Annotated in this window: 25 protein-coding genes and 2 pseudogenes; 17 read left to right on the top strand and 10 right to left on the bottom strand. The window is 62.5% G+C overall.

The window, feature by feature from the left end; translation table 11 throughout:
- The first annotated feature begins 208 nt into the window (after nt 1-208).
- Nucleotides 209-1402 (top strand): bifunctional phosphopantothenoylcysteine decarboxylase/phosphopantothenate--cysteine ligase CoaBC, encoded by a 1194-nt coding sequence (coaBC, locus tag E4Q23_RS02490; RefSeq protein ID WP_169065157.1) that lies wholly within the window; start codon nt 209-211, stop codon nt 1400-1402.
- Nucleotides 1402-1866: a dUTP diphosphatase gene (dut, locus tag E4Q23_RS02485; protein WP_169065156.1), complete on the top strand. Its 465-nt coding sequence runs from the start codon at nt 1402-1404 to the stop codon at nt 1864-1866. Before coaBC ends, dut begins: the two co-directional genes overlap by 1 nt.
- Nucleotides 1867-1882: 16 nt before the next feature.
- Here dut and E4Q23_RS02480 read toward each other — a convergent pair whose 3' ends face one another.
- Nucleotides 1883-2413 carry a disulfide bond formation protein B gene (locus E4Q23_RS02480; RefSeq protein ID WP_291997939.1) on the bottom strand — a complete coding sequence of 177 codons (531 nt, stop codon included), beginning with the start codon at nt 2411-2413 and terminating at the stop codon, nt 1883-1885.
- Between the two features lie 93 nt (nt 2414-2506).
- Nucleotides 2507-3670, bottom strand: coding sequence for a DesA family fatty acid desaturase (locus E4Q23_RS02475; RefSeq protein ID WP_169065155.1), 1164 nt, complete (start codon nt 3668-3670; stop codon nt 2507-2509).
- A 180-nt stretch (nt 3671-3850) separates the two neighbouring features.
- Between E4Q23_RS02475 and E4Q23_RS02470 the strand changes: the two genes are divergently transcribed.
- From E4Q23_RS02470 to E4Q23_RS02455, 4 genes are all read left to right on the top strand, one after another.
- Nucleotides 3851-4558 carry a winged helix-turn-helix domain-containing protein gene (locus E4Q23_RS02470; RefSeq protein WP_169065154.1) on the top strand — a complete coding sequence of 236 codons (708 nt, stop codon included), beginning with the start codon at nt 3851-3853 and terminating at the stop codon, nt 4556-4558.
- Nucleotides 4545-5951 (top strand): ATP-binding protein, encoded by a 1407-nt coding sequence (locus tag E4Q23_RS02465; RefSeq protein WP_169065153.1) that lies wholly within the window; start codon nt 4545-4547, stop codon nt 5949-5951. Before E4Q23_RS02470 ends, E4Q23_RS02465 begins: the two co-directional genes overlap by 14 nt.
- 77 nt (nt 5952-6028) lie before the next feature.
- Entirely contained in the window at nt 6029-6187 is a 159-nt protein-coding gene (locus E4Q23_RS02460) for a hypothetical protein (protein ID WP_169065152.1), read from the top strand.
- A 5-nt stretch (nt 6188-6192) separates the two neighbouring features.
- Complete coding sequence (locus E4Q23_RS02455; RefSeq protein WP_169065151.1) at nt 6193-6378, top strand: hypothetical protein; 186 nt, start codon at nt 6193-6195, stop codon at nt 6376-6378.
- 188 nt (nt 6379-6566) lie between these two features.
- On the opposite strand, the gene E4Q23_RS02450 is transcribed toward E4Q23_RS02455, so the two are convergent.
- From E4Q23_RS02450 to E4Q23_RS02430, 5 genes are all read right to left on the bottom strand, one after another.
- On the bottom strand, nt 6567-7883 hold the full coding sequence (locus E4Q23_RS02450; RefSeq protein WP_169065150.1) for an RsmB/NOP family class I SAM-dependent RNA methyltransferase: 1317 nt from the start codon (nt 7881-7883) through the stop codon (nt 6567-6569).
- Entirely contained in the window at nt 7880-8911 is a 1032-nt protein-coding gene (locus E4Q23_RS02445; protein ID WP_169065149.1) for a DUF3108 domain-containing protein, read from the bottom strand. The genes E4Q23_RS02450 and E4Q23_RS02445 overlap by 4 nt, the downstream gene beginning before the upstream one ends.
- An 18-nt stretch (nt 8912-8929) precedes the next feature.
- Nucleotides 8930-9583, bottom strand: a complete 654-nt coding sequence (gene purN, locus E4Q23_RS02440; protein ID WP_169065148.1) for a phosphoribosylglycinamide formyltransferase — start codon at nt 9581-9583, stop codon at nt 8930-8932.
- A gap of 127 nt (nt 9584-9710) precedes the next feature.
- On the bottom strand, nt 9711-10367 hold the full coding sequence (locus E4Q23_RS02435) for a DedA family protein (RefSeq protein ID WP_169065147.1): 657 nt from the start codon (nt 10365-10367) through the stop codon (nt 9711-9713).
- A gap of 152 nt (nt 10368-10519) precedes the next feature.
- On the bottom strand, nt 10520-11392 hold the full coding sequence (locus E4Q23_RS02430) for a lysophospholipid acyltransferase family protein (protein ID WP_169065183.1): 873 nt from the start codon (nt 11390-11392) through the stop codon (nt 10520-10522).
- 648 nt (nt 11393-12040) lie between these two features.
- Here E4Q23_RS02430 and E4Q23_RS02425 point away from each other — a divergent pair.
- Genes E4Q23_RS02425 through E4Q23_RS02410 form a run of 4 tightly spaced genes read left to right on the top strand, consistent with a single transcriptional unit; the run spans nt 12041 to nt 16461 of the window.
- Nucleotides 12041-12814: a DUF3348 domain-containing protein gene (locus tag E4Q23_RS02425; protein WP_169065146.1), complete on the top strand. Its 774-nt coding sequence runs from the start codon at nt 12041-12043 to the stop codon at nt 12812-12814.
- A 56-nt stretch (nt 12815-12870) separates the two neighbouring features.
- Nucleotides 12871-14889, top strand: a complete 2019-nt coding sequence (locus tag E4Q23_RS02420) for a hypothetical protein (protein WP_211203603.1) — start codon at nt 12871-12873, stop codon at nt 14887-14889.
- Nucleotides 14889-15545, top strand: a complete 657-nt coding sequence (locus tag E4Q23_RS02415; protein WP_169065145.1) for an OmpA family protein — start codon at nt 14889-14891, stop codon at nt 15543-15545. The genes E4Q23_RS02420 and E4Q23_RS02415 overlap by 1 nt, the downstream gene beginning before the upstream one ends.
- Nucleotides 15546-15588: 43 nt before the next feature.
- A complete protein-coding gene (locus E4Q23_RS02410; RefSeq protein ID WP_169065144.1) occupies nt 15589-16461 on the top strand; it encodes a DUF2894 domain-containing protein in 873 nt (290 codons plus the stop codon).
- A 328-nt stretch (nt 16462-16789) separates the two neighbouring features.
- On the opposite strand, the gene E4Q23_RS02405 is transcribed toward E4Q23_RS02410, so the two are convergent.
- The 3 genes from E4Q23_RS02405 to E4Q23_RS02395 all read right to left on the bottom strand — a co-directional run bounded on the left by E4Q23_RS02405 (nt 16790) and on the right by E4Q23_RS02395 (nt 18282).
- Complete coding sequence (locus E4Q23_RS02405) at nt 16790-17512, bottom strand: LrgB family protein (protein WP_169065143.1); 723 nt, start codon at nt 17510-17512, stop codon at nt 16790-16792.
- Nucleotides 17509-17868, bottom strand: coding sequence for a CidA/LrgA family protein (locus E4Q23_RS02400; protein ID WP_169065142.1), 360 nt, complete (start codon nt 17866-17868; stop codon nt 17509-17511). The genes E4Q23_RS02405 and E4Q23_RS02400 overlap by 4 nt, the downstream gene beginning before the upstream one ends.
- A 150-nt stretch (nt 17869-18018) precedes the next feature.
- The gene (locus tag E4Q23_RS02395; protein ID WP_169065141.1) at nt 18019-18282 is read right to left on the bottom strand and encodes a hypothetical protein; all 264 of its coding nucleotides are present in this window, start codon (nt 18280-18282) and stop codon (nt 18019-18021) included.
- 176 nt (nt 18283-18458) lie between these two features.
- On the opposite strand from E4Q23_RS02395, the gene hfq reads away from it, so the two are divergent.
- From hfq to E4Q23_RS02360, 7 genes and pseudogenes are all read left to right on the top strand, one after another.
- Nucleotides 18459-18698 (top strand): RNA chaperone Hfq, encoded by a 240-nt coding sequence (gene hfq, locus E4Q23_RS02390; protein WP_169065140.1) that lies wholly within the window; start codon nt 18459-18461, stop codon nt 18696-18698.
- A gap of 111 nt (nt 18699-18809) precedes the next feature.
- Entirely contained in the window at nt 18810-19982 is a 1173-nt protein-coding gene (hflX, locus tag E4Q23_RS02385) for a GTPase HflX (RefSeq protein ID WP_169065139.1), read from the top strand.
- Nucleotides 19983-20002: 20 nt separating this feature from the next.
- Complete coding sequence (gene hflK / locus E4Q23_RS02380) at nt 20003-21268, top strand: FtsH protease activity modulator HflK (protein ID WP_169065138.1); 1266 nt, start codon at nt 20003-20005, stop codon at nt 21266-21268.
- A gap of 11 nt (nt 21269-21279) precedes the next feature.
- On the top strand, nt 21280-22158 hold the full coding sequence (hflC, locus tag E4Q23_RS02375; protein WP_423753296.1) for a protease modulator HflC: 879 nt from the start codon (nt 21280-21282) through the stop codon (nt 22156-22158).
- Nucleotides 22155-22340 carry a DUF2065 domain-containing protein gene (locus E4Q23_RS02370; protein ID WP_042330770.1) on the top strand — a complete coding sequence of 62 codons (186 nt, stop codon included), beginning with the start codon at nt 22155-22157 and terminating at the stop codon, nt 22338-22340. The genes hflC and E4Q23_RS02370 overlap by 4 nt, the downstream gene beginning before the upstream one ends.
- A pseudogene (locus tag E4Q23_RS02365) lies at nt 22337-23498 on the top strand (ATP phosphoribosyltransferase regulatory subunit). The gene E4Q23_RS02370 and the pseudogene E4Q23_RS02365 overlap by 4 nt, the downstream one beginning before the upstream one ends.
- Nucleotides 23499-23503: 5 nt before the next feature.
- Nucleotides 23504-24812 (top strand): annotated as a pseudogene (locus tag E4Q23_RS02360) (adenylosuccinate synthase).
- Nucleotides 24813-24951 lie beyond the last annotated feature (139 nt).

The following is a 24951-nucleotide window of genomic DNA, read 5'->3' as shown; positions in this document are numbered from 1 at the left end:
CCGATTATCCCACGCCTGCCGGGACGGAAGTGAATCGCCCGCCCGCTCGCTCCGGCTACGCAGCGGCGGGCTGATCGACTGATTGGCACGCAGCGTAGTGATAACAGCCGGGGGCGGCTATTGCTGCCGGGCGGTGGCGCACCTCGGGGCGATCTTCTCCAGTAGAATGTGCCGCCAAGCAATCCCAATCAGATCAAGAGCACAGCGCATGGAACTCGCAGGAAAACGCATCGTCCTCGGCGTCACTGGCGGCATCGCCGCCTACAAGGCGGCAGAATTGCTCCGCCTGCTGATAAAGGAGGGCGCCAGCGTGCAGGTAGTGATGAGTGAGGCGGCGACGCATTTCGTCACCCCGGTCACTTTTCAGGCGCTGTCCGGCCAGCCGGTCTTTACTGACCAATGGGATGCGCGGGTGGCCAACAACATGGCGCACATCGACCTCTCGCGGGCAGCCGACCTGCTCCTGGTTGCTCCCGCATCAGCCGATTTTCTCGCCAAGCTGGCCAATGGTCTGGCCGACGATTTGCTCACCACTCTGGTGCTGGCGCGCGACTGCCCCTTGCTGGTGGCGCCGGCCATGAACCGGCAAATGTGGGAAAACCCGGCCACCGTGCGCAACGTCGCCACCCTGCACGGCGACGGCGTGCTCATCGTTGGTCCGGGCAGTGGCGACCAGGCCTGTGGCGAAAGCGGTCCGGGGCGAATGCTGGAAGCGGAAGAAATCCGCGACGCGCTGGTCGCCTACTTGCAACCGAAGCTGCTGGCCGGCAAGCGCGTACTGCTCACCGCCGGGCCGACTTTCGAGGCCATCGACCCGGTGCGCGGCATCACCAACCTGTCGAGCGGCAAGATGGGCTATGCCATCAGCCGCGCAGCGCACGAGGCGGGGGCGCAGGTGACGCTGGTTTCCGGGCCCGTCGCTCTCGCTTGTCCGGCGGGAGTCAGGCGCGTTTCCGTGACCAGCGCCTTGCAGATGCACGCGGCGGTGCACGCGCTGGTTGCCGAGAACGACGTTTTCATCGCCGTGGCGGCCGTCGCCGACTACCGGCCGGCACAGGTCGTCGGGCAGAAAATCAAGAAGCGCCTGCAGGCCTCGCCGCCGACCATCGAGCTGGTCGCCAATCCGGACATTCTCGGCGAAATCGCTGCCTTGCTTTCGCCGCCTCTGTGCGTGGGTTTTGCCGCCGAAAGTGAGAATCTGCCCGCGTACGCGGAAAGCAAGCGGCGCAGCAAGAAGATCCCGTTGATCGTCGGCAACCTCATCCAGGACGGCTTTGCTGGCGACCGCAACACGCTGATCCTGTTTGACGACGACGGCCAGCATCCGCTCGCCCCAGCAGCAAAGATTGACCTCGCGCGGCAACTCGTGGCACGCATCGCGCAGTTGTTGGAGAAGAGGTGATGAACGGCACAGGCGAGCTGTCGGTGGACGTCAAACTGCTCGACCCGCGGCTGGGCGATGCGCCGCCGCAATACGCCAGCGGCGGCGCGGCCGGACTGGATCTGCGCGCCTGTATCGCCGCCCCGATAGAAATCAAGCCGGGCGAAACGGTGCTGATTCCGACCGGCATGGCCATTCATCTTGCCGATCCCGGTCTGGCGGCGATGATCCTGCCGCGTTCGGGGCTTGGTCACAAACACGGGATAGTCCTTGGCAATCTGGTTGGCCTGATCGATTCCGACTATCAAGGCGAGCTGATGGTGTCGACCTGGAACCGCGGCAGCGAAGCCTTCACCCTGCAACCGCTCGAGCGCCTGGCGCAACTGGTGGTTGTCCCGGTCTTGCGGGTGGCGTTCAACGTCGTCGAGGATTTTGCCGCCAGTTCGCGCGGCGAAGGCGGTTTCGGCAGCACCGGCCGCTCCTGAACGAGCGGCGCGGCCCTCAGGGCCGTTGGCCCTTGCTGACCAGTTGCGCGGCAGCGACCATGACAGCAAGGAAGCAGACGATCGACCAGTTGGCCATCGACAGGCCGAGAAAAACCCAGTCCTTGCTCGAGCAGAAGCCGGTGGCCAGGAAGAGGTCGGGCCAGCGCACGCCGAACCAGTTGACGATCTGCTCGATCACGGTCGGCTCGCCAAACCCGCAGGCCATGCTGCTTTCTGGATTCTGCTGCAGCCAGGTCTGATAGGCGGCGGTGCCCAGTCCGCCGCTAGCGGTCAAGCCGACCAGCACTCCCCAGGCGCGCCACCAGCCGGGAAGGAGCACGCCGCACAGGGCAAGGCAGGCGATCAGCAGATAGAGCAGACGCTGAAAGATGCACAAGGGGCAGGGCTGTAGTTTCATCAGTTCGCCGATGAGCAGCCCGGCGCCGGTCAGCCCGACCGCAAACAGGGCTAATAGGCCGAAACAGGCCCGCAGCGAGAGACGCATCGGGCTTGTTGGGTTAATGTGAAAGTCGCGCAAGCGACTCACGAAACTCCCTTCTCCACTGCGGGAGAAGGGTCTGGGGAAGAGGGAAACGGTCATGACTTTCATGATCCGCGGTATCTCGACATGTCATGACCGTTAGGCCGGAACGTAGCTGCGCAGACGCATCGACAGTTCCTGCAACTGGCGGACCCCCGAGTTTTCGGCGCGTTCGCACCAGTCCTGCAGCGCCTTGAGCAGATGCTCGCGCGAAGCATTCGAACGCTCCCAGACCGCCACCAACTCCTCGCGCATGGCGTAGAGCGTGTGCAGCGCACGGCTCTCGCCGCGCAGCAATTCCAGCCGCGCGCGCAATTCCTGCGGGACGTCGCCGGCATGTTCGGCCAGCCAGGGCTTGAGGCCCTTGAAACGACTGCGGTCCTGGCGCTTGCTAACTTCCTCGTGGTAGACCTGCTTCAGTGACTGGGTGTAGCGTGAGATGACGTCATAACGGTTGGTGATTACCGCCTGCAAGGTGTCGAGGTCGACCACCGGCCGCAGCGTTCCCAGCCGAGGTCTCGGTGCCACTTTCTTGACCTGGGCCAGGCCAAGCGCCGCAAGAATGCTGATATAGAGCCAGCCGATGTCGAATTCGTACCAGCGATACGACAGCTTGGCCGAGGTCGGGAAAGCGTGATGATTGTTGTGCAGTTCCTCACCACCGATCAGGATGCCCAGTGGCGAGAGATTGGTGCTGGCGTCTTCGGTGCTGAAATTCCGATAGCCCCAGAAATGGCCGAGGCCATTGATCACGCCGGCCGCCCAGAAGGGAATCCAGGCCACTTGCACGGCCCACATCAGTGGTCCGGCAAGAACGCCGAAGACGGCGGTGTCGATGGCCAGCAAGATCACCACGCCGAGTTTGTGCCACGGTGAGTAGAGGTGATTCTCGAGCCAGTCGTTGGGTGTTCCATGACCGTAACGTTGCAGGGTCTCGGTATTTCTGGCCTCCTTGACGTACAGAAACACCCCCGTCCACAGGACCCGATGGATGCCGTACACCTGGGGACTGTGCGGATCCTCGGCGGTTTCGCATTTGCCATGGTGCTTGCGATGGATAGCCGCCCACTCCTTGGTTACCATCCCCGTCGTCAGCCACAGCCAGCAACGGAAGAAATGCGCCACCAGCGGATGCAGGTCGAGCGCGCGATGCGCTTGATGGCGGTGCAGGAAGATGGTTACCGAGGCAATGGTGACGTGGGTCAAGGCCAGCGTTGCCAGCACGTAGGCCCACCAAGGCCAGTCGACGATTCCAGCGTACATTGAACACCCTCAAAATCACGAACCTGCGATTGTAAGGCAATAAGTGCGCTGAGCAAAACGGGCGCACGCATGCCGGAAGGCGCCCTGTTCCGGCCATGGATGGCCGCTGTCTGTCGGCTGTTTCGGCGTTGATCGCCAGCATGCATTTGTTCGCCACCAACAACCCGCTATCATTGCGCCATGAAGACACGAATCCTGTTGGTCGAGGACGATGAGCGCCTCGCCGAACTCACTGCCGAGTACCTGCGCAAGAATGATCTCGAAGTGCTTGTCGAGGGACATGGCAACTCTGCCGAGGCACGCATCCTCGCCGAGCGCCCGGATCTGGTGATTCTCGACGTCATGTTGCCGGGCAAGGACGGCTTCGAGATCTGTCGTGCCGTGCGGGCGCGTTACCAGGGGGTGATCCTGATGCTGACCGCACGTGATGAGGATTTCGACCAGATCCTTGGCCTGGAACTGGGAGCCGACGACTACATCGCCAAGCCGGTGCAGCCGCGTCTGTTGCTGGCCAGGATCAAGGCGCTGTTGCGCCGTTCGCCGGTCAGCGCTGGCGGCGCCGACGCGCGCAGACCCGCCGAACTCACTTTTGGCAGCTTTCATATCAGCCAGGCAACACGCACCGCCTGTTTGGGGGCGGACTGCATCGACCTGACCACCGCCGAGTTCGATCTGCTGTGGTTGCTTGCCCGCCACGCCGGCAGCGTTCTGTCTCGCGACGATTTGTTGCAGGAACTGCGTGGCATCGGTTTTGACGGCCTTGACCGTTCCATCGACGCGCGTATTTCGCGCCTGCGCCGCAAGCTCGGCGACGACCCCGAGAACCCGACACGGATCAAGACCGTCCGCGGCAAAGGCTACCTGTTCAGCAAGCATGATTGGCAATAGCAGCAAACTGCTGTCGATCCTCGCGCCGTACACGCCGGCGCCCTGGCGCGAGCGCTACAGCCTGGCGCGGCTGTTCTTCAACTTCTACCTGCTGGTGATGGGTTCGTTCGTGGCCATTGCCATCTTCGCTGATTTTGTCATTTCGACAGCGGTGAAGGGCATTACCGACGATTACACCAGCCGCTTCATGCAGGGCACCATTGTTCTGATCGAAGACGAACTGTTCCGCAAACCGCGTTCAAAATGGCCGCAGGCGATCGCTGCGCTTGACCAGAAGTTTGCCTATCGGCTCGATATCGTCGAGCGCTGGACGTTGCATCTGCCGCCGAAACAGGCCGAGAAGCTCGACAACGGCGAGTTGGCGATCGATGCTCAGGGCGACATCCTCTATCATCGACTCAAGCAGAGCTCACAGGTCCTCGTCGTCGGTCCGATCTCGCCGGACCGCAATCCCCAGTACCACCGCGGCATGCCGCTCGACCTGCGCATCAGTCTGCTGACCTGGAGCCTGATTGGCGTCTGTCTGGCGATTGTCGTCTGGCTCTGGGTGCACCCCGTTTGGCGCGACCTGGAAGCCATGCGCCAGACCGCACGGGCTCTGGGCGAGGGGCTTTTCGAAGCACGTGCGCCAACGATGCGCAGCAGCGCTTTCGGGCCGCTCGCCGAGACCCTCAACGGCATGGCCGAACGCATCCAGCGGCTGATTGCCACGCAGAAAGACTTGTCGAGTGCCATTTCGCACGAGTTGCGCACGCCCATCGCGCGCATCCGCTTCGCCCTCGAGATGCTGGCAGGCTCCGAAGTGCCGGCCGATCGCGAGCGCCTGTGGCGCTTGATGGAAGCGGACCTCGATGAACTCGACGGCCTGATCGACGCCAGTCTGACCTATGCGCGTTTCGGCCGTGAACAACCCGATCTGCAGCTCACCGCCGTTGACTTGGGGACATGGCTTGACGAGCAGGTGGAGAGCAGCCGCTTGCTGGAAGGAAAGCTCGACCTGCAGGTCGATACCGCGACTTTGCCGTCGATGCTCTACGTCGAGCTCGATCGCCGGACGATGCCGCACGCGATTTCAAATCTGCTGCGCAACGCCATGAAGTATGCGCAAGGGAAAATCCGGGTCAGCGCACAGGTGCTCGGCGAGCAAATCCTGGTGCATGTCGACGACGACGGCATCGGCATCCCGGCGGACGAGCGCGAAAGGGTCTTCTCGCCCTTCACACGCCTCGACCGATCGCGTGATCGGTCGACGGGCGGTTATGGTCTCGGGCTGGCCATCGTGCAGTTGGTCATGGAGCAACACCACGGCCAGGCCAGCGCCGCGGAGTCGCCGCTTGGCGGCGCCCGCTTCACCCTTGCCTGGCCGCTGTCACAAAACGTCACTGAAAGCTGACGCAATGCCTGCAGACGAGTCGGCTGCGCATCCCTATCATCGGCGGCTGTTCCTGGATTACGAAAAAGGAAGGCCAAATGAACGAATTCAAGCTCAGCTACGCGCAGTTCTTCGCCGCGACGCGTCAGCATTTCTTCGCTTGCGAAGCCGCTTGCGCGTGCCACGTGGGCATTGATGAGGTTGTTTATGCGGCCGCTTGCAGCGAGACGCAGCAGCACGCGCCAGCCGGTAATTGATCGCTTTGGCTGTTCCTCCCGTCTCTGTCCCGATTGCCGAAGGCGTCGGTATCTTCGTCGGGATCGTCGCCTGGGATGTGCTCAGCGCTGGCGAAATGGAACTGCTCAAGGCCTTGCTGATCTCCGCCGGAGGTACTGCGGTCTGGTACTGCGCACGTTGCTGGCAGTGCAGGCGTCGCAAACGTCGTTGAATGCTTGGTGGTCGACGTCCCCTGCTGCTGCACGCGCCGGCCAGGCTGATCATCAGCGATTCGCTCTGCAGCGGGTTGATACGAAAGCTGCAACCCTAGACACCTCCCTGCCGCCCATCATCTGAAGATGGGCTTTTCATCCCGCACTGTTCAAGCTGCGGGATTTTTTTGCGCGCCCGGTTTACCACTCACTCACTCACTCGCCGTTCCATTGCCGCGGCATAGAAGGCATCGGTACCGTGGCGGTGCGGCAGCAGGCGTAGCTGCTCGCCGCAGTCGATGGCAATGTCCTGCTTGGCGAGGATCTCCTGGGCCGAGCAGAGGACAAACTCGGGGTGCTGCTCCAGAAATGTGCGCACGATGGCCTCGTTCTCCTGTTCGAGGAGGCTGCAAGTCGCGTAGACCAGTCGCCCGCCGGTTTTCACCAGGCTGGCGGCGGCGGATAGAATGGCCGCCTGCCTGGCGCTCAGTTCGGCGACGCTTGCCGGCGTCTGCCGCCACTTCAGGTAGGGGTTGCGGCGCAGCGTGCCGAGGCCGGAGCAGGGCGCGTCGACCAGCACGCGATCAAGCTTTCCTGCCAGACGCTTGATCTTGATGTCGCGCTCGGATTCGATGCGGACCGGATGGACGTTCGATAGTCCCGAGCGAGCCAGGCGGGGCTTCAGGCGGGCCAGCCTGTGTTCGGCAACATCGAAGGCGTAGAGCCTTCCCTGCGAGCGCATCAGGGCGCCGAGCAGCAAAGTCTTGCCACCCGCTCCGGCACAGAAGTCGGCGACCATTTCGCCACGTTTGGGTTGCAGCAGGAAGCCAAGCAGCTGACTGCCTTCGTCCTGGATTTCGATACTGCCGTCGACGAACAAGGGGTGTTGTGACAGCGCCGGCTTGCCGGCCAGGCGGATGCCATGCGGTGAATAGCGGCACGCTTCGGCGCTCAGCCCGTCGGTGCGTAGTCGTTCGAGGACTTCCTCGCGTCCGCTTTTGAGGGCATTGACGCGCAGATCCAGGGGCGCCGGCTGATTGAGTCCGGCGACCAGTGGCTCGATTTCGTCGGCGGCGAATTGTTCGCTGAGCAGCGCATGCAGCCAGTCGGGCAGATCCAGGCGTACGGCCGCTGGCAGCTCGCTGACTTGCACGGCTTTCGCGTGTGCCAGCCAGTGACTCTCGGCCTCGTTCAGCACCGCTTCGAGTTCGCGCCGGTTCATGCCTTGCAGGCAGGCCAGCGCGGCGAGCAACAAGCGCCGTGAGGTCAGCTCGCCGGCGCAGCGCGCGGACAGGGAACGTTTGCGGCGCAGCACGGTGAACACCGCGTCAGCGACGAAACTGCGGTCGGCGTGGCCGAGTTCGCGATGCTGGCGGAAATAGTCGGCAACCACGCGATCGGCGGCAAACTCCGAGCGCAGCAGTTCGGCGAGCAACTTCTGGGCATGATGGAAGATGGCCGGTGTGAAACGGGCTGCTGTTATGCGGCCCGGACTAACTCGGGCTACGGCAGGATGTGCGCTCATGGTTCCTCGCTCAATTCGATGGACGTCGCGATTTCGACGAAAATGGCGCCTTTGTGGTCGGTATGCAGGATCTTCACCGGCAGCAGCGAACGATCGTAGGCCAGCCACAGCTCGGTCGGCGAAACGCCGCCTACCCGCAGGTGCAGCGAGCGGAAGCTTCCGGCCGGGGTCTCGACGTCCTCGTCACCGACGACCTCGAACTGGTACTGCTCGTATTTCTTGCCGGTGGCCACGTGCATCAGGGTGCCGCTAGCCAGATCGGGAAGGAGTCCCAGCTGGTAAGGAAAGGAGAGCAGATCCTGGGCGCCACTGCTCAGTGCTTGCGGCGGCCGTTGGCCGACGCGAACCTGCATCTGCTGCCAGTCGAACTCGGCCTGTTCGCCGGTCGCGCGGCCCTTGCGGCGGCTGCTGAATTGCTCGGGAACCAGCCCGGCAGCGGTCACCGTGCCGCGGCTTTCGAGTTCGATTCGAAAGGGCTTGAACAGCGCCACCAGACCATTGGTCTCGGTCACCGCGGTAATCCGGTAGACGCCGTCGACGACCACCCAGTCGTGCGTCGACTGGCCGATCATGAAGCCTTGATCGCCGCGGTCGACGCGGTAGCGAATCGTCCCGCGTGCCGGCAGCCGGGATGCGTCAGGCATGCCCTCGACTGCTGCCGAAGGCGTCGCCAGTGCGAGCGGGCCAATCGCTGTCGCGGCCGGCTCGGTGCCTGGTGGCATTGACGTGCCCGTTGGTCTGCCAATTGCCGGCTCCGCGACGGCCAGCGGCGACTCGTGCGCCTTCAACACCGGCGCTGGTGCTGGCGGCGGTGCGGCGCGCGCCTGGCGGTGCTTTGCCGGTCGTTTGCTGGCGGCGGTCAGGGCGGCTTTCGGCGGCGGCTCGAGCGGCGTTTCTATCGCTGCTGCTGGTTTGAGCTCGGCGCGTAGCGGCGGTGGCTCAGGGAAAGGCGGCAAATCAAACTCCGGAGTGAAGAGCAACAAGGCATGCACGCCGAGCGAGGCCGCGATGGCGATGAGCAGGGCCATCGGCATCGCTTAGCCGCTTCACCCCGCGAAAGTCTGCGGCGCGATCAGTGCGCCGCACTTACTCTGCGGTGAGTCGAGGACGACGCGGCCGGCGTGCACACGCAGACGCCCTTCGGCAAACCAGCGCACCGCCAGTGCATAGACCTGATGCTCGTGCGCCAGAACGCGCGCGGCGAGGGTGTCTTCGTCGTCGCCGTCGAGTACCGGCACAGCGGCCTGGACAATGATCGGGCCGTGGTCCAGGTCAGGGGTGACGAAATGTACGGTGCAGCCGTGGATGCGGACACCTTCGCTGAGCGCGCGTCGGTGCGTGTGCAGACCGGGAAAGGTCGGCAACAGCGAAGGATGGATATTGATCAGTCGACCGTCGTAGTGGCGGACAAAGGCTTCGCCAAGAATCCGCATGAAGCCGGCCAGGACCACCAGTTCGGGCGCGAAAGCGTCGATGGCCGCGGCCATGGCGGTATCGAAGTCTTCGCGGCTGGCGAACTGCCGGTGGTCAACGACGCCGGTCGGCACGCCACGCGCGGCCGCCGTTTCGAGCCCCCCCGCGTCGGGGCGGTTGGCGAGGACGGCGGCGATACGTACCGGCAGTGTTCCGGCGTCGACTGCGGCAAGTAGCGACGCCATATTGCTGCCGCGTCCGGAAATCAGGATGACGACCGAGATCATGGGCAGGCGCTCCCGCTCCCGCTGGCAGGCAGCTGGCAAGTGCGGCGGCGCAGGCGGTTCACTCGCGCTTCTCGTAGTGCTCGTTGCGCAAGGCGACGCGCTTGGTCAAGGAAGTGGGGCGGCATTCTTAGGAGGCCTTGGGCTGGGCTTCGGCCTTGCGGTGTTGCAGCCAGCCGATGAGCAGTGGTAGCAGCGAAATGGCGATAATCACCAGGATCACCAGCGTCAGATTCTTCTGAATCCACGGCAGATTGCCGAACAGGTAGCCGGCCAGGGTCAGTGAACCGACCCAGCTGACTCCGCCGACGAGGTTGAAGAAAGTGAAGCGCGCGTAGCTCATGGCGCCAATTCCGGCGACAAAGGGCGCGAAAGTGCGAAACAGTGGCAGGAAACGCGAGATGACCAGCGTCTTGCCGCCGTGCTTCTCGTAGAAGGCGTGCGTCTTGTCGAGGGCCGCCCGGTTGAAGAATCGCGATTGTTCCCAGTGGAAGACCTTGGGGCCGAAATAGCGGCCAATCTGGTAGTTGAGCATATTACCGAGGATCGCCGCGGCCATCAGCACGACCATCAAGATGGAAATGTCCATGCCACCGACCGCAGCCAGGGCGCCGGCAACGAAAAGCAGCGAGTCCCCGGGCAGGAAGGGCGTGACGACGAAACCGGTCTCGCTGAAGATGATTACGAAGAGAATGACGTAGATCCACTGCCCGTATTGCTCAACCAGCATCGCCAGATGCTTGTCGAGGTGCAGGACGATATCGATGAAGTAAGTGAGGTATTCCATGGCCGGCAGGGTGGAAGGAGGTAAGGCGCGATTCTACCGGAAGCCAGGTTGCGTCGCTGTGCTGCTTGCCGCACTTGGCTGCTGTCTGGTCGTCAGATGGCGTGCGCAGGCGTGGGCTTGCACGGCGCCGGCTTGCCGCCGCCGCGCACAGGTCAGTAGGGGCGCGGCTCACCCGGCGGGCGGGTCTTGAAGCGGCGATGGACCCAGTAGTACTGCTCGGGCATGGTCCGTACGGCGGCTTCGATCCAGGCGTTCATGCGGCGGGTATCGGCATCGACGTCGGCGCTCGGAAAGTTCGCCCACGGCTCGCCCACCTCGACTGCGTAGCCGGCGCCGCCGGGCAGAATACGCGTCACGCAGGGAACGACGGTGGCGCCGGCCAGGCGTGCCAGCCGCGACAGGCCGCTGATGGTCGCCGTCTGGACCCCAAAAAAAGGCACGAAGATCGACTCCTTGCTGCCGAAATCCATATCCGGCAGGTAGTAGAGCGGCCGGCCCGATTTCATCGCCCGGACGCTGGCGCGCACGCTTTCCTGGCGCGAGAGCAGCAGTTGATCGCCAAAGCGCAGGCGCCCGCGGTGCAGGAGAGCGTCGAAAACCGGGTCGGACTGCACGGCGTAGATGCTCGCGCTGTTGAAGCGCATGGCGATGGCTGCACCGCCCGCGTCCAGCCCGACGAAGTGCGGCGTCAGCATCAGCACCGGCCGACCGGCGTCGAGCAGCTGGCGCATGTGCTCTTCGCCGCTTACCCGCAGCAGCGGCGACAAGCGCTGCGCACTTGCCCACCACAGTAGCGAACGTTCGAGGATGCTGCGGCCGAGGACCTTGAAATGTTCCTTCGCCAGGCGCCGCCGTTGCTCTTCGTCGAGTTCCGGGAAACACAGGCGCAGATTCACCAGCACGATGTGCCGGCGCCTGCCGGCAAGGCCGAAGAGCACCAGGCCAAGCGTCCGGCCGAGGAAGGCCAGGGCCGCGAGTGGCAGAAAGTGCAGCAGCCATAGCAGGGCGACGAGCAAACGACTCAGCATCGGCACGCTACTCGCGAGTTGCCTGCCTGGCGTAGGCGGGCTTGTGGGAAGTGGGTCATCAGATCAGCGGTGAGGCAGCGGATCGCCGGTCAGATCGGCAAGCGACGCAAGGGGGGCAGGGCAGCGTATTGTATCTTGTTCTGTCATTCGCTTTTCGCTTCGCGCTGCTTGCCTGATGCAAAGTCCGTGTCTCGGCATCACCCCGGAACGGGCGGAACAGGTGTGCCTGCGTCCCGCCCGGGAAGGATCTGGCGTGCTGCTTGCCGGCGGCAGTTCTGCAGTACTATGCGCCACCCGCAAGTGTTGACGAAGACGGGGCGGTGAAGAGCTCCGCTCGACGAAGTCACTGACGCGATTCCGGGCTGTTTGCTATCACCCCGACTGGCGTGGCTTGTGCTGGGCCAAAGTTCGAGATTGACGCCGTTTGCCGGGGCCTCATATACTCTTGCCGCCGTCGAAATCCCTGTTCTTTCCGACAGGCGTCATGTCCTCTGCCGAGCAGGGAAATGATGCAGAAGTTTCTAGCGCTTGCACTTTTACCTGCATGAACCACAGCTAGCCAAGCTCTTCTTTCAGGTTTAAAGCAATGAGTTTTCTGGAGTTTTTAAGCGATTTCGGCCGTAGCGATCTGGCCGACGCCATTTTATGACTCAAGCGCGGTCACCAAAACCGTTGCAAGGCCCTAGATTAGTTCGCTTCCTGTCTGATCTAGCTGTTGCCGATGGCGAGGTTTCGCATAAGGACTTTGCTGAACGACTCGGGCGACTAATCGCTCTGCCTGATTCCATTGCCCTGTCAATGGTGCACGCCAGGCTTTCGACGATGACCTCCGAGCCCATGCCAGAGGCAGGTGTGGCGGTGTCCAGTGAGTCGGTAATGGCCGATTTTCTCAGAGTTCGCACGACCCTCGTGGAAACCATCGTCGATAGCTTTACTCCCGGTGCGGGCGCCTCGTGGCTAAGCTTTCCGAGGGTGACAGCGAGTACGCCGGCCGAAGAGATGGCGAGCTACAAGCGCTACCAGATGTTCTATGTGAATCAGCAACGGGAGATTGCTCTCAGAATCAACAAGCTCAGGGCCGATGTCCGCCTTACTGTCTCGGGTCGTTCAGCGAGGCTCGCCAGGCTGGTCGTCCTCGATACAGGGCTTGATGAGGCCCTTTCTGCGCCTGCCCAGAACCTGTTTGCGGAAGTTCCACGGCTGCTTGGAAAGCGCTTTGAGGATCTCTACCAGCGCCATCAGGAGACGATTGTCGACCGGGAGACCGACGATGATCGACAGTTGTGGAGTCAACCGGGAGGCTGGCTTGCGCAATTTGCGGGTGAAATGCAAGGGTCGCTGCTGGCGGAGCTTGAAGCTCGCCTGCAGCCGGTTCTTGGACTCATGGAAGCACTTAAGGAAGAGGGTGAGAGCGCTTGATAAGTAGATTGCTTTTTGCGACAGCATTTTTGTTGGGAGCCGCGGCGATTGCTGCGATGGGGCTGACGTTTATCACTTCCGATCCATTGGGCCTGGCCGTGACCGTGGTGATTGGCGGCGTCTATAGCATCGGCTTTATCGAAATTCTGCAGTTCCGGCAAGCGACGTCGACGCTCTCGAATGCGCTGTCGGGATTGTCCGGGACGACGCAGGAAGTGGGCGCTGATTTTCTTGAGCGATGGCTGGCCAGACTGCATCCGTCGTTGCAGAACTCGGTGCGGCTGCGTATCGAAGGCGAGCGTTTGGGGCTGCCCGCGCCCGTGATCACCCCCTATCTGGTCGGTCTGTTGGTCATGCTGGGCCTGTTCGGAACCTTCCTTGGCATGGTCGCCACCCTGCAGGGAGCGGTTTTTGCGCTCGAAGGAACGAATGAGTTGCAGGCCATTCGCGCCGGTCTGGCTGCGCCCATCAAAGGTCTCGGGCTCGCTTTCGGCACCTCCGTGGCCGGCGTGGCGGCGTCCGCCATGCTCGGCTTGAGTGCCACCATCAGCCGACGCGACCGAATGTCAGCCACCCGGCAGCTGGATGGCCAGGTCGCCACGACCTTCCGGGAGTTTTCTCTGGTCTACAGTCGGCAACAGGCCTTCAAGGCGGTGCAGGCGCAAGCCAAGGCGCTTCCCGACGTGGTGGAAAAACTGCATCTCCTGGCGGCGGCAATGGAGCGCATGGGTGAACAGCTGGGGGACAAGTTGATTGCCAACCAGGAGCGCTTTCACCAATCCGCAAGCAGCAGCTATTCCGAGCTCGCCAGCTCGGTCGATCGATCCCTCAGGGAAAGTGTCGTCGAGAGCGGTCGCCAGGCGATCGAGAGTGGACGGCTGCTCGGCGAGAACATCAGACCACTGATCGAAGGCCTGATCACCAGCATCGGCGCTGAAACGCGAAGAACGCATCAGCACCTGACCACCACCGCCGAACAGCAACTTGAAGGCCTGACCAGCTCGCTCCTGGAATCCTTCGATAGGCGCTCGGCTGGTTGGGCAGAACGCCAGCAGCTGGCCGACGGGGAGCGACTTGAGCTTTGGACCCGTTCCTTCGAACAGGCGGGCGAGCGCTCGCGCACTCAACACCAGGCGCTGTCGGACTCACTGCAGCAGACGGCCCGTGCAATGGCGGATACTGCCCGTGCGACTTCCAGCGGCATGCTCGCTGAAGTGAGCACTCTCCTGCAATCCTCCGAGGTCTTGGTCGAGACCCGGATCAATGCCGAAGCCTCATGGTTGCAGGGGCATGGCGAGCGCATGAATCAGCTGACGGCGACCCTGAAGGCGGAGCTGCAGGCGCTGAGAAACGACGAAGAACGACGCGGCCAGGCCGCTGTTGCCAGTCTTGCCGGCCTGGAGTCGACGGTGGCGGCACAATTGGCGAGCCTGGGGAACTCACTCGAAGAACCCATGACCCGGCTCATTCAGACAGCTTCCGAAACCCCGCGCGCTGCCGCCGAAGTGATTGCCCATCTTCGCCGCGAGATGTCGAACAACATGGAACGGGACAACGCTCTGCTTGCCGAGCGGCAGCGGATCATGAGCGAACTTGGCAGCCTGGCGACCTCACTGCAAGAGGTCACCAAGGGGCAGCGAGAAGCGGTCGAGTCCTTGCTCACCTCCTCCGCCACTCTGCTGGAGGATGTGGGCTCGCGTTTTTCCGGGCAGGTGGAGTCGGAAGCGTCGAAGCTCTCCGGAATCGCCGACAATCTGGCGGGTAAAGCGGCACAGATTGCCGATGATTTTGCCGGGAGCGCGATAGAAATGTCGAGTCTCGGCGAAGCCTTCACTCTGGCCGTCGGTCTGTTCAATGAATCCAATGGCAAGCTCGTCGAAAGCCTTGATCACATCGAGCAATCGCTGGAGAAAGCGACGATCCGCAGCGATGAGCAACTGGCCTACTACGTGGCCCAGGCCCGGGAGATCATCGATCACAGCATACTTTCCCAGAAGGAGATTTTCGAGGAATTGCGTCAGCTTCGGCGTCCTGGGAAGCGCACTTCCGAGACCGTGCGGGAAGAGGTCGGCTGATGGAAGAGCTGGAAGATGGCTTTTCCGAGGCGACGCCCATCTGGGCGATTTTCGGGGACCTCATGTCGGCACTGGTCGGCGTCTTCGTCCTGCTTCTGGTGTGGGCGCTTGGATTTCAGCTGGAGCTTGCGCAGTCACTGGAACGGGAAGTCGAGAAGCGCCAGGTGGAGGAGCAGCGGCGAATGGCGCTTGAACAAGCACTGGCCGATCCGCTGGCAGCGGGCAGGGTGACCCTGCGTGACGGTCGCATCGGTATCAGCGGCAGCGTCCTGTTTTCGCTGAATTCCGACGAGTTGCAGCCAGAAGGGCGCGAGTTGCTGCGCACTCTGGTGGGACCGCTCAAGGTCTATCTGGACCAAAGAGACCAACTATTGATGGTCAGCGGGTTTACCGACGACCTGCCGATTCAGCACGGCAACAATCGCTACAGTGACAACTGGCAGTTGTCGGCGGAACGAGCACTCACCGTGACCCGGGCATTGATCGAAGACGGCATGCCGCCAGCGATGGTCTTCGCCGCCGCGTTTGGTGCGCAGCAACCGGTCGTTTCCAATCAGGACGAGAAGGGCCGCTCGCAGAATCGTCGCGTCGAGATGGCGCCCGTGCCGCGGGCCAAGAATCAAGGAAACGAAGCGCAGTCGTCGGATGATGGATAGGGGCGCTGATGCTGATTCTGCCAGCCTGAAGGCTGCGATACCGATGGTCTTGCCGGAAATGGGCGCTGCCGATGTCAGGCAGGTGATTGCTGATCTGGCGCGAACCGGCGCCGATCAGTTCGATCCGGTTCGCTTCAGGGTCATCGAATCGATGGGCGCGAAAGCTGCGAAGCAAAGAGAATCAGTTCGCCTGATCCTGGAAAGGAAGGCGCTCATTGCACTGTTTGACTACCAGGATGACTTCGCGAGCGCACGAGAGGGTATCGCGCCCATTGCCGCCGGTATCGCCGCGCAATTCCCCGAGTCGGCTGAAATGCTTCGTTCCTTGTTGGCGGCGGGCAAGATCGGCGCGGTGCAGCGACTTGCGCTCAAGCTGAAAAGAGAAGGCGGTCGGGAGGAGGGTGCCGCAGCGGTGAGTACTCTGGCCAGCTTGACAAGGCAGATTGGCCTGAATTCGTTTGGCTCGGCTGAGGAAGACAAGGAGGTGTCTTTTGTCGACCTGTTGCAGCGACAGGAAGAGGCGGTGCTGCAGTCCTCCTTGCTGGCCAAATCGCAGCCACGATCCAGCACTGCGGTGGTGGCGTCGAGCAAGTTGCGCCCCAAACGTTCTGGCGGCCGCGGCAGCAGTCACCGGGCAGGGGAGTCGACTTCTGCGCGACAGTTCCGGGAACTCCTCGAGAAACACGGTTCCGACAAGCGGGTAAAGCGGGCCATCAGCGAAGGCCCCGAAGCCCCAGGTCCCCTGAATCCACAGGCCCTGGTGATACGCTCCCTGGCGACTCTGCGGGAGTTGTCTCCGGATTACCTCAACCGCTTTGTCGCCTATGCGGATACGCTCCTGTGGCTGGAGCAGGCTGGGGAAAAGAGCAAGCCTGCCGGTAACAAAGGGAAAACGAGCAAGCCTAAATCGACCTGAGTTGATTGCCCGATCAGGCGAAGCGCTCGTCGTTCGGCAGGGTACCGCTGCGAGACTGGTGACCGGCGGGGGGCGCTGTGTTAGCGATGTTTCCCCACCCTGTGCCAATATGACTTGAGACGACACCGTCAGTTTCTGGCTGACCAGCGCCATTGAGCCATCCTGCGGCCAAGCGGCCATTGACGTTGCTCATCCACGCGCATGCGGGGTTTGCGTTTGCTGAAAAGCGGTGCAGCGCGCAGCCGGCTTTCGCCCGATTCATCGGGCGATTGGGTGGGTGGGTGGAGGTTGCTCGGCCACCGCTGCTATCGCACGGGTTGCCGCGCCCCTACCCCAGCAGCCACGGAATCAGCACCGGCAGCAGCAGGGCGGTGGTCAGGCCGTTGAGGCCCATCGCCAGGGCGGCGAAGGCGCCCATTTGTTCGCTGTCCTGGAAGGCGCGGGCGGTACCGATGCCGTGCGCGGCGATACCGAGGGCGAAGCCGCGCACGCTGTCGTCGTCGATGTGCAGGGCGCGGTAGATGTAGCGCGCGCCGATGGCGCCGATGACGCCGGTGGTGATCACCAGGACGGCGGTTAGCGACGGCAGGCCGCCGATGCGTTCGGCGATGCCCATGGCAATCGGGGTGGTGACCGATTTCGGAGCCAGCGACAGCAGGGTCGCCTTGCTGGCACCAACTACGCCGCCGATGGCCACTGCCGAGAGCGCGGCGGTCAGCGAGCCGACGAGCAGGGCGCCGAGGAGCGGGATGGCCAGGCGCTTCAGGCGGTCGAGCTGGGCGTAGAGCGGAATGGCCAGGGCGACGGTCGCCGGGCCGAGCAGGAAATGCACGAACTGCGCGCCGTCGAAGTAAGTGCCGTACGGCGTATCGGTGAGCCAGAGCAGGCTGACCAGTGTGGCGACTGCCAGCAACACCGGGTTGGCCAGCGGATGGCCATGGCAGCGCTTGTTTACATAGACCGCGCCCTGGTAGGCGAGCAGCGTCAGGGTGAGGCCGAGCAGCGGCGAGGCGGAGAGGTATACCCAGATCTCGTCCAAGCGGGTGTTCACGGCGTGTCGCTCCGGTGATCGCGGCGCCGGGCCAGGAAACGCAGGGTCAGGGCGGTGACGGCGATGGTGATCAGGGTGCTGCCGAGCAGTGAAAGGGCCAGCGCCAGCCACTCCTCGGACATGCGCTGGAAGTGCAGCATGATGCCGGTGCCGGCGGGAACGAAAAGCAGCGAAAGGTGTTGCAGGAGCCCCTGTGCGGTACCGCGCAGTTCGCTGGAGGGGCCGCCGCGCGCGACGAGGGCGGCGAAGAGCAGGGCCATGCCGATGACCGGGCCCGGAATCGGCAAAGCCAGCGTCTTGGCAATGACTTCGCCGATCAGCTGAAAAACCAGGAGCAGGGTGATGGCGCCGATCATGCGGAGTGTTTCCACGGGGCGGTGACGTTGCCGCCGGTATGGCGGACGCTCGCATGGCGATTCGCCGTAGCGGGGCAGGAGAAGGCAAGGGCGGGCGCGAGACGGTGCGAGCAGGTGACGTGGTCATGCGGGCGCGCCAGCCCTGACGAGCTACTTCGGGTCATCCTCGTTTTCGGCCTGCAGCGTTTCCTGCAGGCTTTCGAGGTCCTTGCGGTTTTGCCGAAAAAAGAAGCGCAGGCCCCACACCAGGCCTGTGACGATGAGCGCCAGCAGCGCGATGGCTCCCCAATCGAGGTCGCCCGATGACCCTGGCTGCATCTGTTCCTCCTTTGCGTGATGAAAGACCTTGCCGGTGTGCGCCAAGCGGCCGCTTCGTGGCAGGTAGCGGCCGTGTCGGAAAACGACGTGGCGCATGCCTTTGCAAGACTACTATAGCCGCTGGCCCAAATCGCAGCATCGTCGCCGGAACGGTGGCCACTGGGCTCCAGAGGTAGCGGGTGTCGATTCCCCTTTGACCTTGATATGGCAAACGACACTGAAATCAATTATGCTGGCCTCTCCAAAACACGAATAAACATGGAGTTCGCAGGATGAATAATAAAGGGCAACTTCTACAAGACCCGTTTCTTAATACCTTGCGGCGGGAACGGGTTCCCGTTTCGATCTACCTGGTGAATGGTATCAAGCTGCAGGGTCAGGTCGAATCCTTCGACCAGTACGTCGTCCTGCTCAAGAACACGGTTACCCAGATGGTATACAAACACGCTATTTCGACGGTCGTTCCTTCGCGTCCGATTACCATCCAGCAGGATGCCAACGGCGACGGCTGATTGATCAGCTTCTGGTCACGTGGGCGTCAGGTCGCGCCCCGGCTCCGCTTTTCCGATTTTTGACCTGCTCCGATCTTTTCAGGTCGGAGCCAATTCTCCTGGAACAATTGCATGCATGAGCGTCCCTCAGGCGAGGAACGGGCGGTCATCGTCCAGCTCGATTTCGGCCGCGACGACCTGTCCGAGCAACTTGAAGAGGTTCGTCTGCTGACACTTTCTGCGGGCGCATCGATCAGTGCGGTGGTGCATGGTCGTCGCCACAGCCCGGATGCGGCGACTTATGCCGGTAAGGGCAAGGTCCAGGAAGTGGCTGCCGAAGTGCTGGCGCACGAGGCCGACCTGGTAATCTTCAATCACGAATTGAGCGCTGGTCAGGAGCGCAATCTCGAGCAGGCCCTGCAGTGTCGCGTCATCGATCGGACCAGCCTGATTCTTGACATCTTCGCGCAGCGGGCAAAGAGCGCCGAAGGCAAATTGCAGGTCGAACTGGCACAGCTCGAACACCTGTCGACGCGGCTGGTTCGTGGCTGGACGCACCTGGAGCGGCAGAAAGGCGGTATAGGTCTGCGCGGTCCAGGCGAAACGCAGCTGGAAACCGACCGTCGCCTGCTCGGTCTGCGGGTCAAGTCGCTCAAGGAACGGCTGGTCAAGCTCGAACGTCAGCGTGGCGTGCAGCGCAAGGCGCGCGGGCGAGGCGAGTTGCTGAACGTGTCCCTGGTCGGCTATACCAACGCCGGCAAATCGACGCTGTTCAATGCGCTCACCCACGCTGGCGTTTTTGCTGCCGACCAGCTTTTCGCGACGCTGGATACGACGACGCGCAAGCTGTGGCTGGCCGAGGTTGGCCATATCGTGCTTTCCGACACCGTCGGCTTCATCCGCGATCTGCCGCACTCGCTGGTGGCTGCTTTTCACGCTACGCTAGAAGCGACAGCCGAGGCCGATCTGTTGCTGCACGTGGTCGATTCGGCGAGTCCGGCGCGTGATGAACAGGTGGGCGATGTCAACAAGGTGCTTGCCGAGATCGGCGCCGCCGAGGTCCCGCAACTGATGGTACTCAACAAGCTCGATCTGACCGGCCTGCCGCCGACGGTCGAACGGGATGAATATGGTACACTCCTGCGGGTTCGCGTCAGCGCTCGTTGCGGCGACGGTCTGTCGCTGCTGCGCGAAGCCTTGGCAGAAATCGCTCTCGCCAAGACCCGAAACCTGCCTCAGCGGGTGTCCGGCGACGCTGCTTTACAGGATATGGATATGGTTTTCGATTCAGATGGTTCCGCATGATTTCAAGCCTTGGAGTACTTATGTCGCTGAATGATCCGCAGTGGGGAAATCGCGGCAACGATGATAACGATGGCGGTGGGCGGCGTCCCAATCAGGGGCCGCCTGATCTCGATCAGTTGTGGCGTGATCTCAATCGTCGTTTGTCGGGAATGTTCGACAAGAAGCGCGGCGGTGGGGACCGCGGCGGCGATGGTGGCGATCGTCCGCCGGTACAGTTCAGCCCAAAGTTCCTTGGCGGCGGCATTGGCTTGCTCCTGGTCCTGGTGCTCATCGTCTGGCTGGGCAGTGGCTTCTACATTGTCGACGCCGGGCAGCGCGGTTTGGTGCTCCAGTTTGGTCGTTACAAGGAGAGCTCTGAGCCGGGTCTGAGGTGGCGCCTGCCGTATCCGATCCAGTCGCATGAATTGGTCAACATCGCCGGCGTGCGGACGCTCGAAGTCGGTTATCGCGGCACCGAAAGGAACAAGGTCCTCAAAGAGGCCCTGATGCTGACTGACGATGAAAACATCATCAACATTCAGTTTGCCGTGCAATACATTCTCAAGGACCCCGTTGACTACGTGTTTGCCAACAGAAATCCGGACGAAGCGGTGATGCAGGTGGCAGAGACCGCCATTCGCCAGATCGTCGGCAAGAACAAGATGGACTTCGTCCTTTACGAAGGTCGCGAGCAGGTAGCAGTGACAGCTTCGCAGCTGATGCAGGACATTCTTGATCGCTACAAGACGGGGATCCTGATTTCGAAGGTCACCATGCAGAACGCGCAACCGCCGGAGCAGGTTCAGGCGGCGTTCGATGATGCGGTGAAGGCCTCGCAGGACCGTGCCCGGCAGAAAAACGAGGGCCAGGCCTACGCCAATGACGTCATCCCGAGAGCTCGTGGTACGGCCTCGCGCCTGTTCGAGGAGTCCGAAGGTTACAAGCAGCGTGTCATCGCGACGGCCGAGGGTGATGCGAGCCGCTTCACGCAGATTTATGCCGAGTACGCCAAGGCGCCCGAAGTGACCCGCAGCCGCATGTATCTGGACACCATGCAGGAAGTCTATGCGAACACCAGCAAGGTCCTGGTCGATAGCAAGGGGCAGGGCAATCTGCTCTATCTGCCGCTCGACAAGCTGATCCAGGCCGCCGGCGCGGTCGCGGCGGCGCCTGGTGGTCCGGGCAGCAGCCTGGAGGCGCCTGGTGTCGCTCGTTCGTCAGCGCCAATATCCAACGAGGTGCCACCGCAAATGAGCGAAGGACGTTCGCGCGAAACCCTGCGTCAGCGTGACCGGGGGGTCCGCTAATGAGAACGGGCATGAATGTTTTTGCGGCTCTCGTGGTGAGCGCGCTGGTTGTGCTCGGGGCGACGATTTTCACCGTTGATCAGCGCCAGCACGCGATCGTTTTCCAGCTTGGTGAAGTGCGCAGTGTCATCGACGAGCCGGGCCTGTATTTCAAGTGGCCGCTGATCCAGAACGTGCGCTATTTTGACAAGCGCATTCTCACCCTGGACGCTGCCGAACCCGAGCGTTTCATTACCTCCGAAAAGACCAACGTTCTGGTGGATTCCTTCACCAAATGGCGGATCATCGATCCCAAGCTGTACTACGTCTCGGTTGCCGGTGACGAGTCGCGTGCCAAGACACGGCTGTCGCAAACGGTCAATGCCGGCCTGCGCGAGGAATTCGGCAAACGAACCGTGCATGACGTCGTTTCCGGTGAGCGCGATCAGCTGATGGAATTGATGCGCGAGAAAGCCGACCTTGATGCGCGCAAGATCGGTGTGCAGATTGTCGATGTGCGCGTCAAGCGGGTCGAGCTGCCAAGCGATGTCAGCGAATCGGTCTACCGGCGGATGGATGCCGAGCGCAAGCGAGTGGCCAACGAGTTGCGTTCGCAGGGTGCTGCCGAGGCCGAGAAAATTCGCGCAGACGCTGACAAGCAACGCGAGGTGATCGTCGCCGAAGCCTATCGCGACGCTCAGAAATTGAAGGGTGAGGGTGACGCCACGGCGGCGGCAACCTATGCGCAAGCGTTTCAGCGGAATCCGGAGTTCTACGCCTTCTATCGTAGCCTGGAAGCCTATCGCAACAGCTTCAACGGCAAGAGCGACGTGATCGTTGTCGAGCCGAGTTCAGATTTCTTCAAGTACATGAAGAGCATCGGCCGAGGTGGTGACAACACCGCCAAATGACCGACAATCTGCTGCTTGCGCTTGCCCTCATGCTGGTGCTTGAAGGCCTGGTGCCGTTCGTGGCACCGAATGCCTGGCGTGAGACCTTTCGCCGCCTGATCCGTTGTTCAGACGGGCAAATCCGTTTTGTTGGCCTGACGTCGATGCTGATCGGCCTGGTCCTGTTGATGGTTTTCCGATGAACTGGCTGCTTCCCGAACATATTGCCGACGCGCTGCCGTCAGACGCCGCGCAGATTGAACGGCTGCGGCGCGCGTTGCTCGACCTCTTCCGCGTGCATGCCTACGAGCTGGTCCTGCCGCCACTACTTGAGCACCTCGATTCACTGCTCACTGGTTCCGGGCAGGATTTGAAGTTGCGCACCTTCAAGCTGGTCGATCAATTGTCGGGACGCACGCTTGGCGTGCGCGCCGACATGACGCCGCAGGTCGCCCGTATCGACGCCCACCTGCTCAATCGCCAGGGGGTGACCCGGCTATGCTATTGCGACAGCGTGCTGCACACGCTGCCGGCGTCGCTATCCGCGAGCCGCGAACCCATCCAGGTGGGCGCTGAAGTCTTCGGGCATGCCGGTCTGGCGGCCGATCGCGAAGTGATTCGCTTGATGGCCGATGCTTTGCAGGCGGCGGGCGTGCCGGCCGCACGAATAGACCTCGGCCATGTCGGCGTGTTTGGCGCACTGGCGGACGCCGCTGGTCTGGATGGCGAACTTGAGGGGGCTCTGCTGCAGTTGCTGCAAGCCAAGGATATGCCGAGTTTGCGCGAGCGGTGCAGCGCTATTGCTGAGCCCTGGCGCTCGGCACTGCTGGCTTTGCCCGGCCTCTACGGCGACGTTGAAACGCTGGCCGAAGCGGCTAGCGTCTTGCCGGCCCTGCCGGCCATCACGGCGGCCCTGAATGCCTTGCGCGAGCTGCACGCGGCGCTGCCGGATCTGTCCTTGTCTTTCGATCTCGGCGATCTGCGTGGCTATCGCTACCACAATGGTGTTGTCTTCGCGGCCTATCACGCGGCCTTTCCGAGTGCTATCGCGCTCGGCGGGCGTTATGACGGCGTTGGCAAGAGTTTTGGCCGGGCACGCCCGGCGACCGGTTTTTCGATGGACCTGCGCGAGCTGGCGCGGCTGACGAGCACGCGCGGCGAACAGACGGGGGGCAGTGCTGGCGCCTTACGCCGCTGGCAGCAGTGCTCTGGCAGCCGCGATTGCCGTTTTGCGCGCGCAGGGTGAGGTGGTCGTCGAACTGCTGCCGGACGAAAAAAGCAGCGACGGACCGTTGTGTGACCGGCAACTGGTCGACCACGATGGGCAATGGGTAATCAAGGCAATCAACAGGGACGGATAACAAGCATGGCCAAGAATGTCGTAGTCGTGGGCACCCAATGGGGCGACGAGGGCAAGGGCAAGATCGTCGACTGGCTCACCGATCGTGCGAAGGGGGTCGTTCGTTTCCAGGGCGGGCACAACGCAGGCCATACCCTGGTAGTCGGCGAAAAGGTGTACAAGCTCAATCTGGTCCCCTCGGGGATCGTTCGCGAAGGGGTCGACTGCTTCATCGGCAACGGTGTGGTGCTGGACATTCATCACCTGCTCAGCGAAATCAAGGTGCTCGAGTCCGGCGACATCGATGTGCGTTCGCGCCTGAAGATCAGTCCTGGTTGTCCGCTCATCCTCGGCTACCATGCGGCGCTGGATCATGCCCGCGAGGCGGCCAAGTGTGCCGATCTGCGCATCGGGACCACCGGCAAGGGCATCGGTCCGGCCTACGAAGACAAAGTGGCACGGCGTGCCCTGCGGGTCTACGATTTGTTCTATCCTGCCCGTTTTGCCGAGCGCGTGCGCGAGAACCTGGACTATCACAACTTTGTTCTGACCCGCTACCTTGGGGCTCAGGCCGTCGATGGTGAAGCCGTTCTGGCGCAGGCGATGGCCGACGCGGAAGCGATCAAGCCCCTGGTGACTGATGTCTCGGCGGCGCTGTATGCGCTCAACAAGGCCGGCCATAACCTGCTTTTCGAAGGCGCTCAGGGCGCCTTGCTGGACATCGATCACGGTACCTATCCGTTTGTCACCTCGTCGAACTGCGTGGCCGGCCAGGCAGCCGCAGGATCCGGCGTCGGTCCCGGGATGCTGCATTACGTTCTCGGGATTACCAAGGCCTATTGCACGCGCGTGGGTGGGGGGGCCTTTCCCGAGCGAACTGGATATCGAGAAGGAAGGCCTGCCGGGCTATCAGATGTCGCAGAAAGGCCGCGAATTTGGTACCGTCACCGGACGCAAGCGTCGCTGTGGATGGCTCGACGTGGCTGCACTCCGGCGTTCGATCCAGATCAACGGGGTGACCGGTCTGTGCATCACCAAGCTCGATGTCCTCGACGGCTTGTCCGAGTTGAAGATCTGTACCGGTTATCTGCTCGACGGAAAATCTGTCGATCTGCTGCCAATGGGCGCCGACGACGTCGCGGCTTGCGAGCCGGTGCTCGAAACCCTGCCCGGCTGGTCGGGGTCGACGGTCGGCGCGAATACCATGGAAGCGTTGCCGGCTGCGGCGCGCGCGTATCTGGCGCGCATCGAAGAGCTCTGTGACGTGCCGATCGATATTGTTTCGACCGGGCCGGAGCGCGGCGAGACGGTGGTTCACCGCCATCCGCTGGGCTGATTCCGCCTGAGCTGAGCTTGTGTTGATCTGAGCTGGCACGCGCTTCTCGTTCCCTAGCGCTGCGACCATCGGCTCTGCATCGCCATTGCCCAGCGCCGGGCCGTCGTCCTGCCTGCCCGGCAACTGCAGCAAGGGCAGG

Origin of the sequence: Candidatus Accumulibacter phosphatis (assembly GCF_012939955.1) — a bacterium.
Classification (GTDB): Bacteria; Pseudomonadota; Gammaproteobacteria; order Burkholderiales; family Rhodocyclaceae; genus Accumulibacter; species Accumulibacter delftensis.
This window is presented reverse-complemented; position numbering and strand designations above follow the sequence as displayed.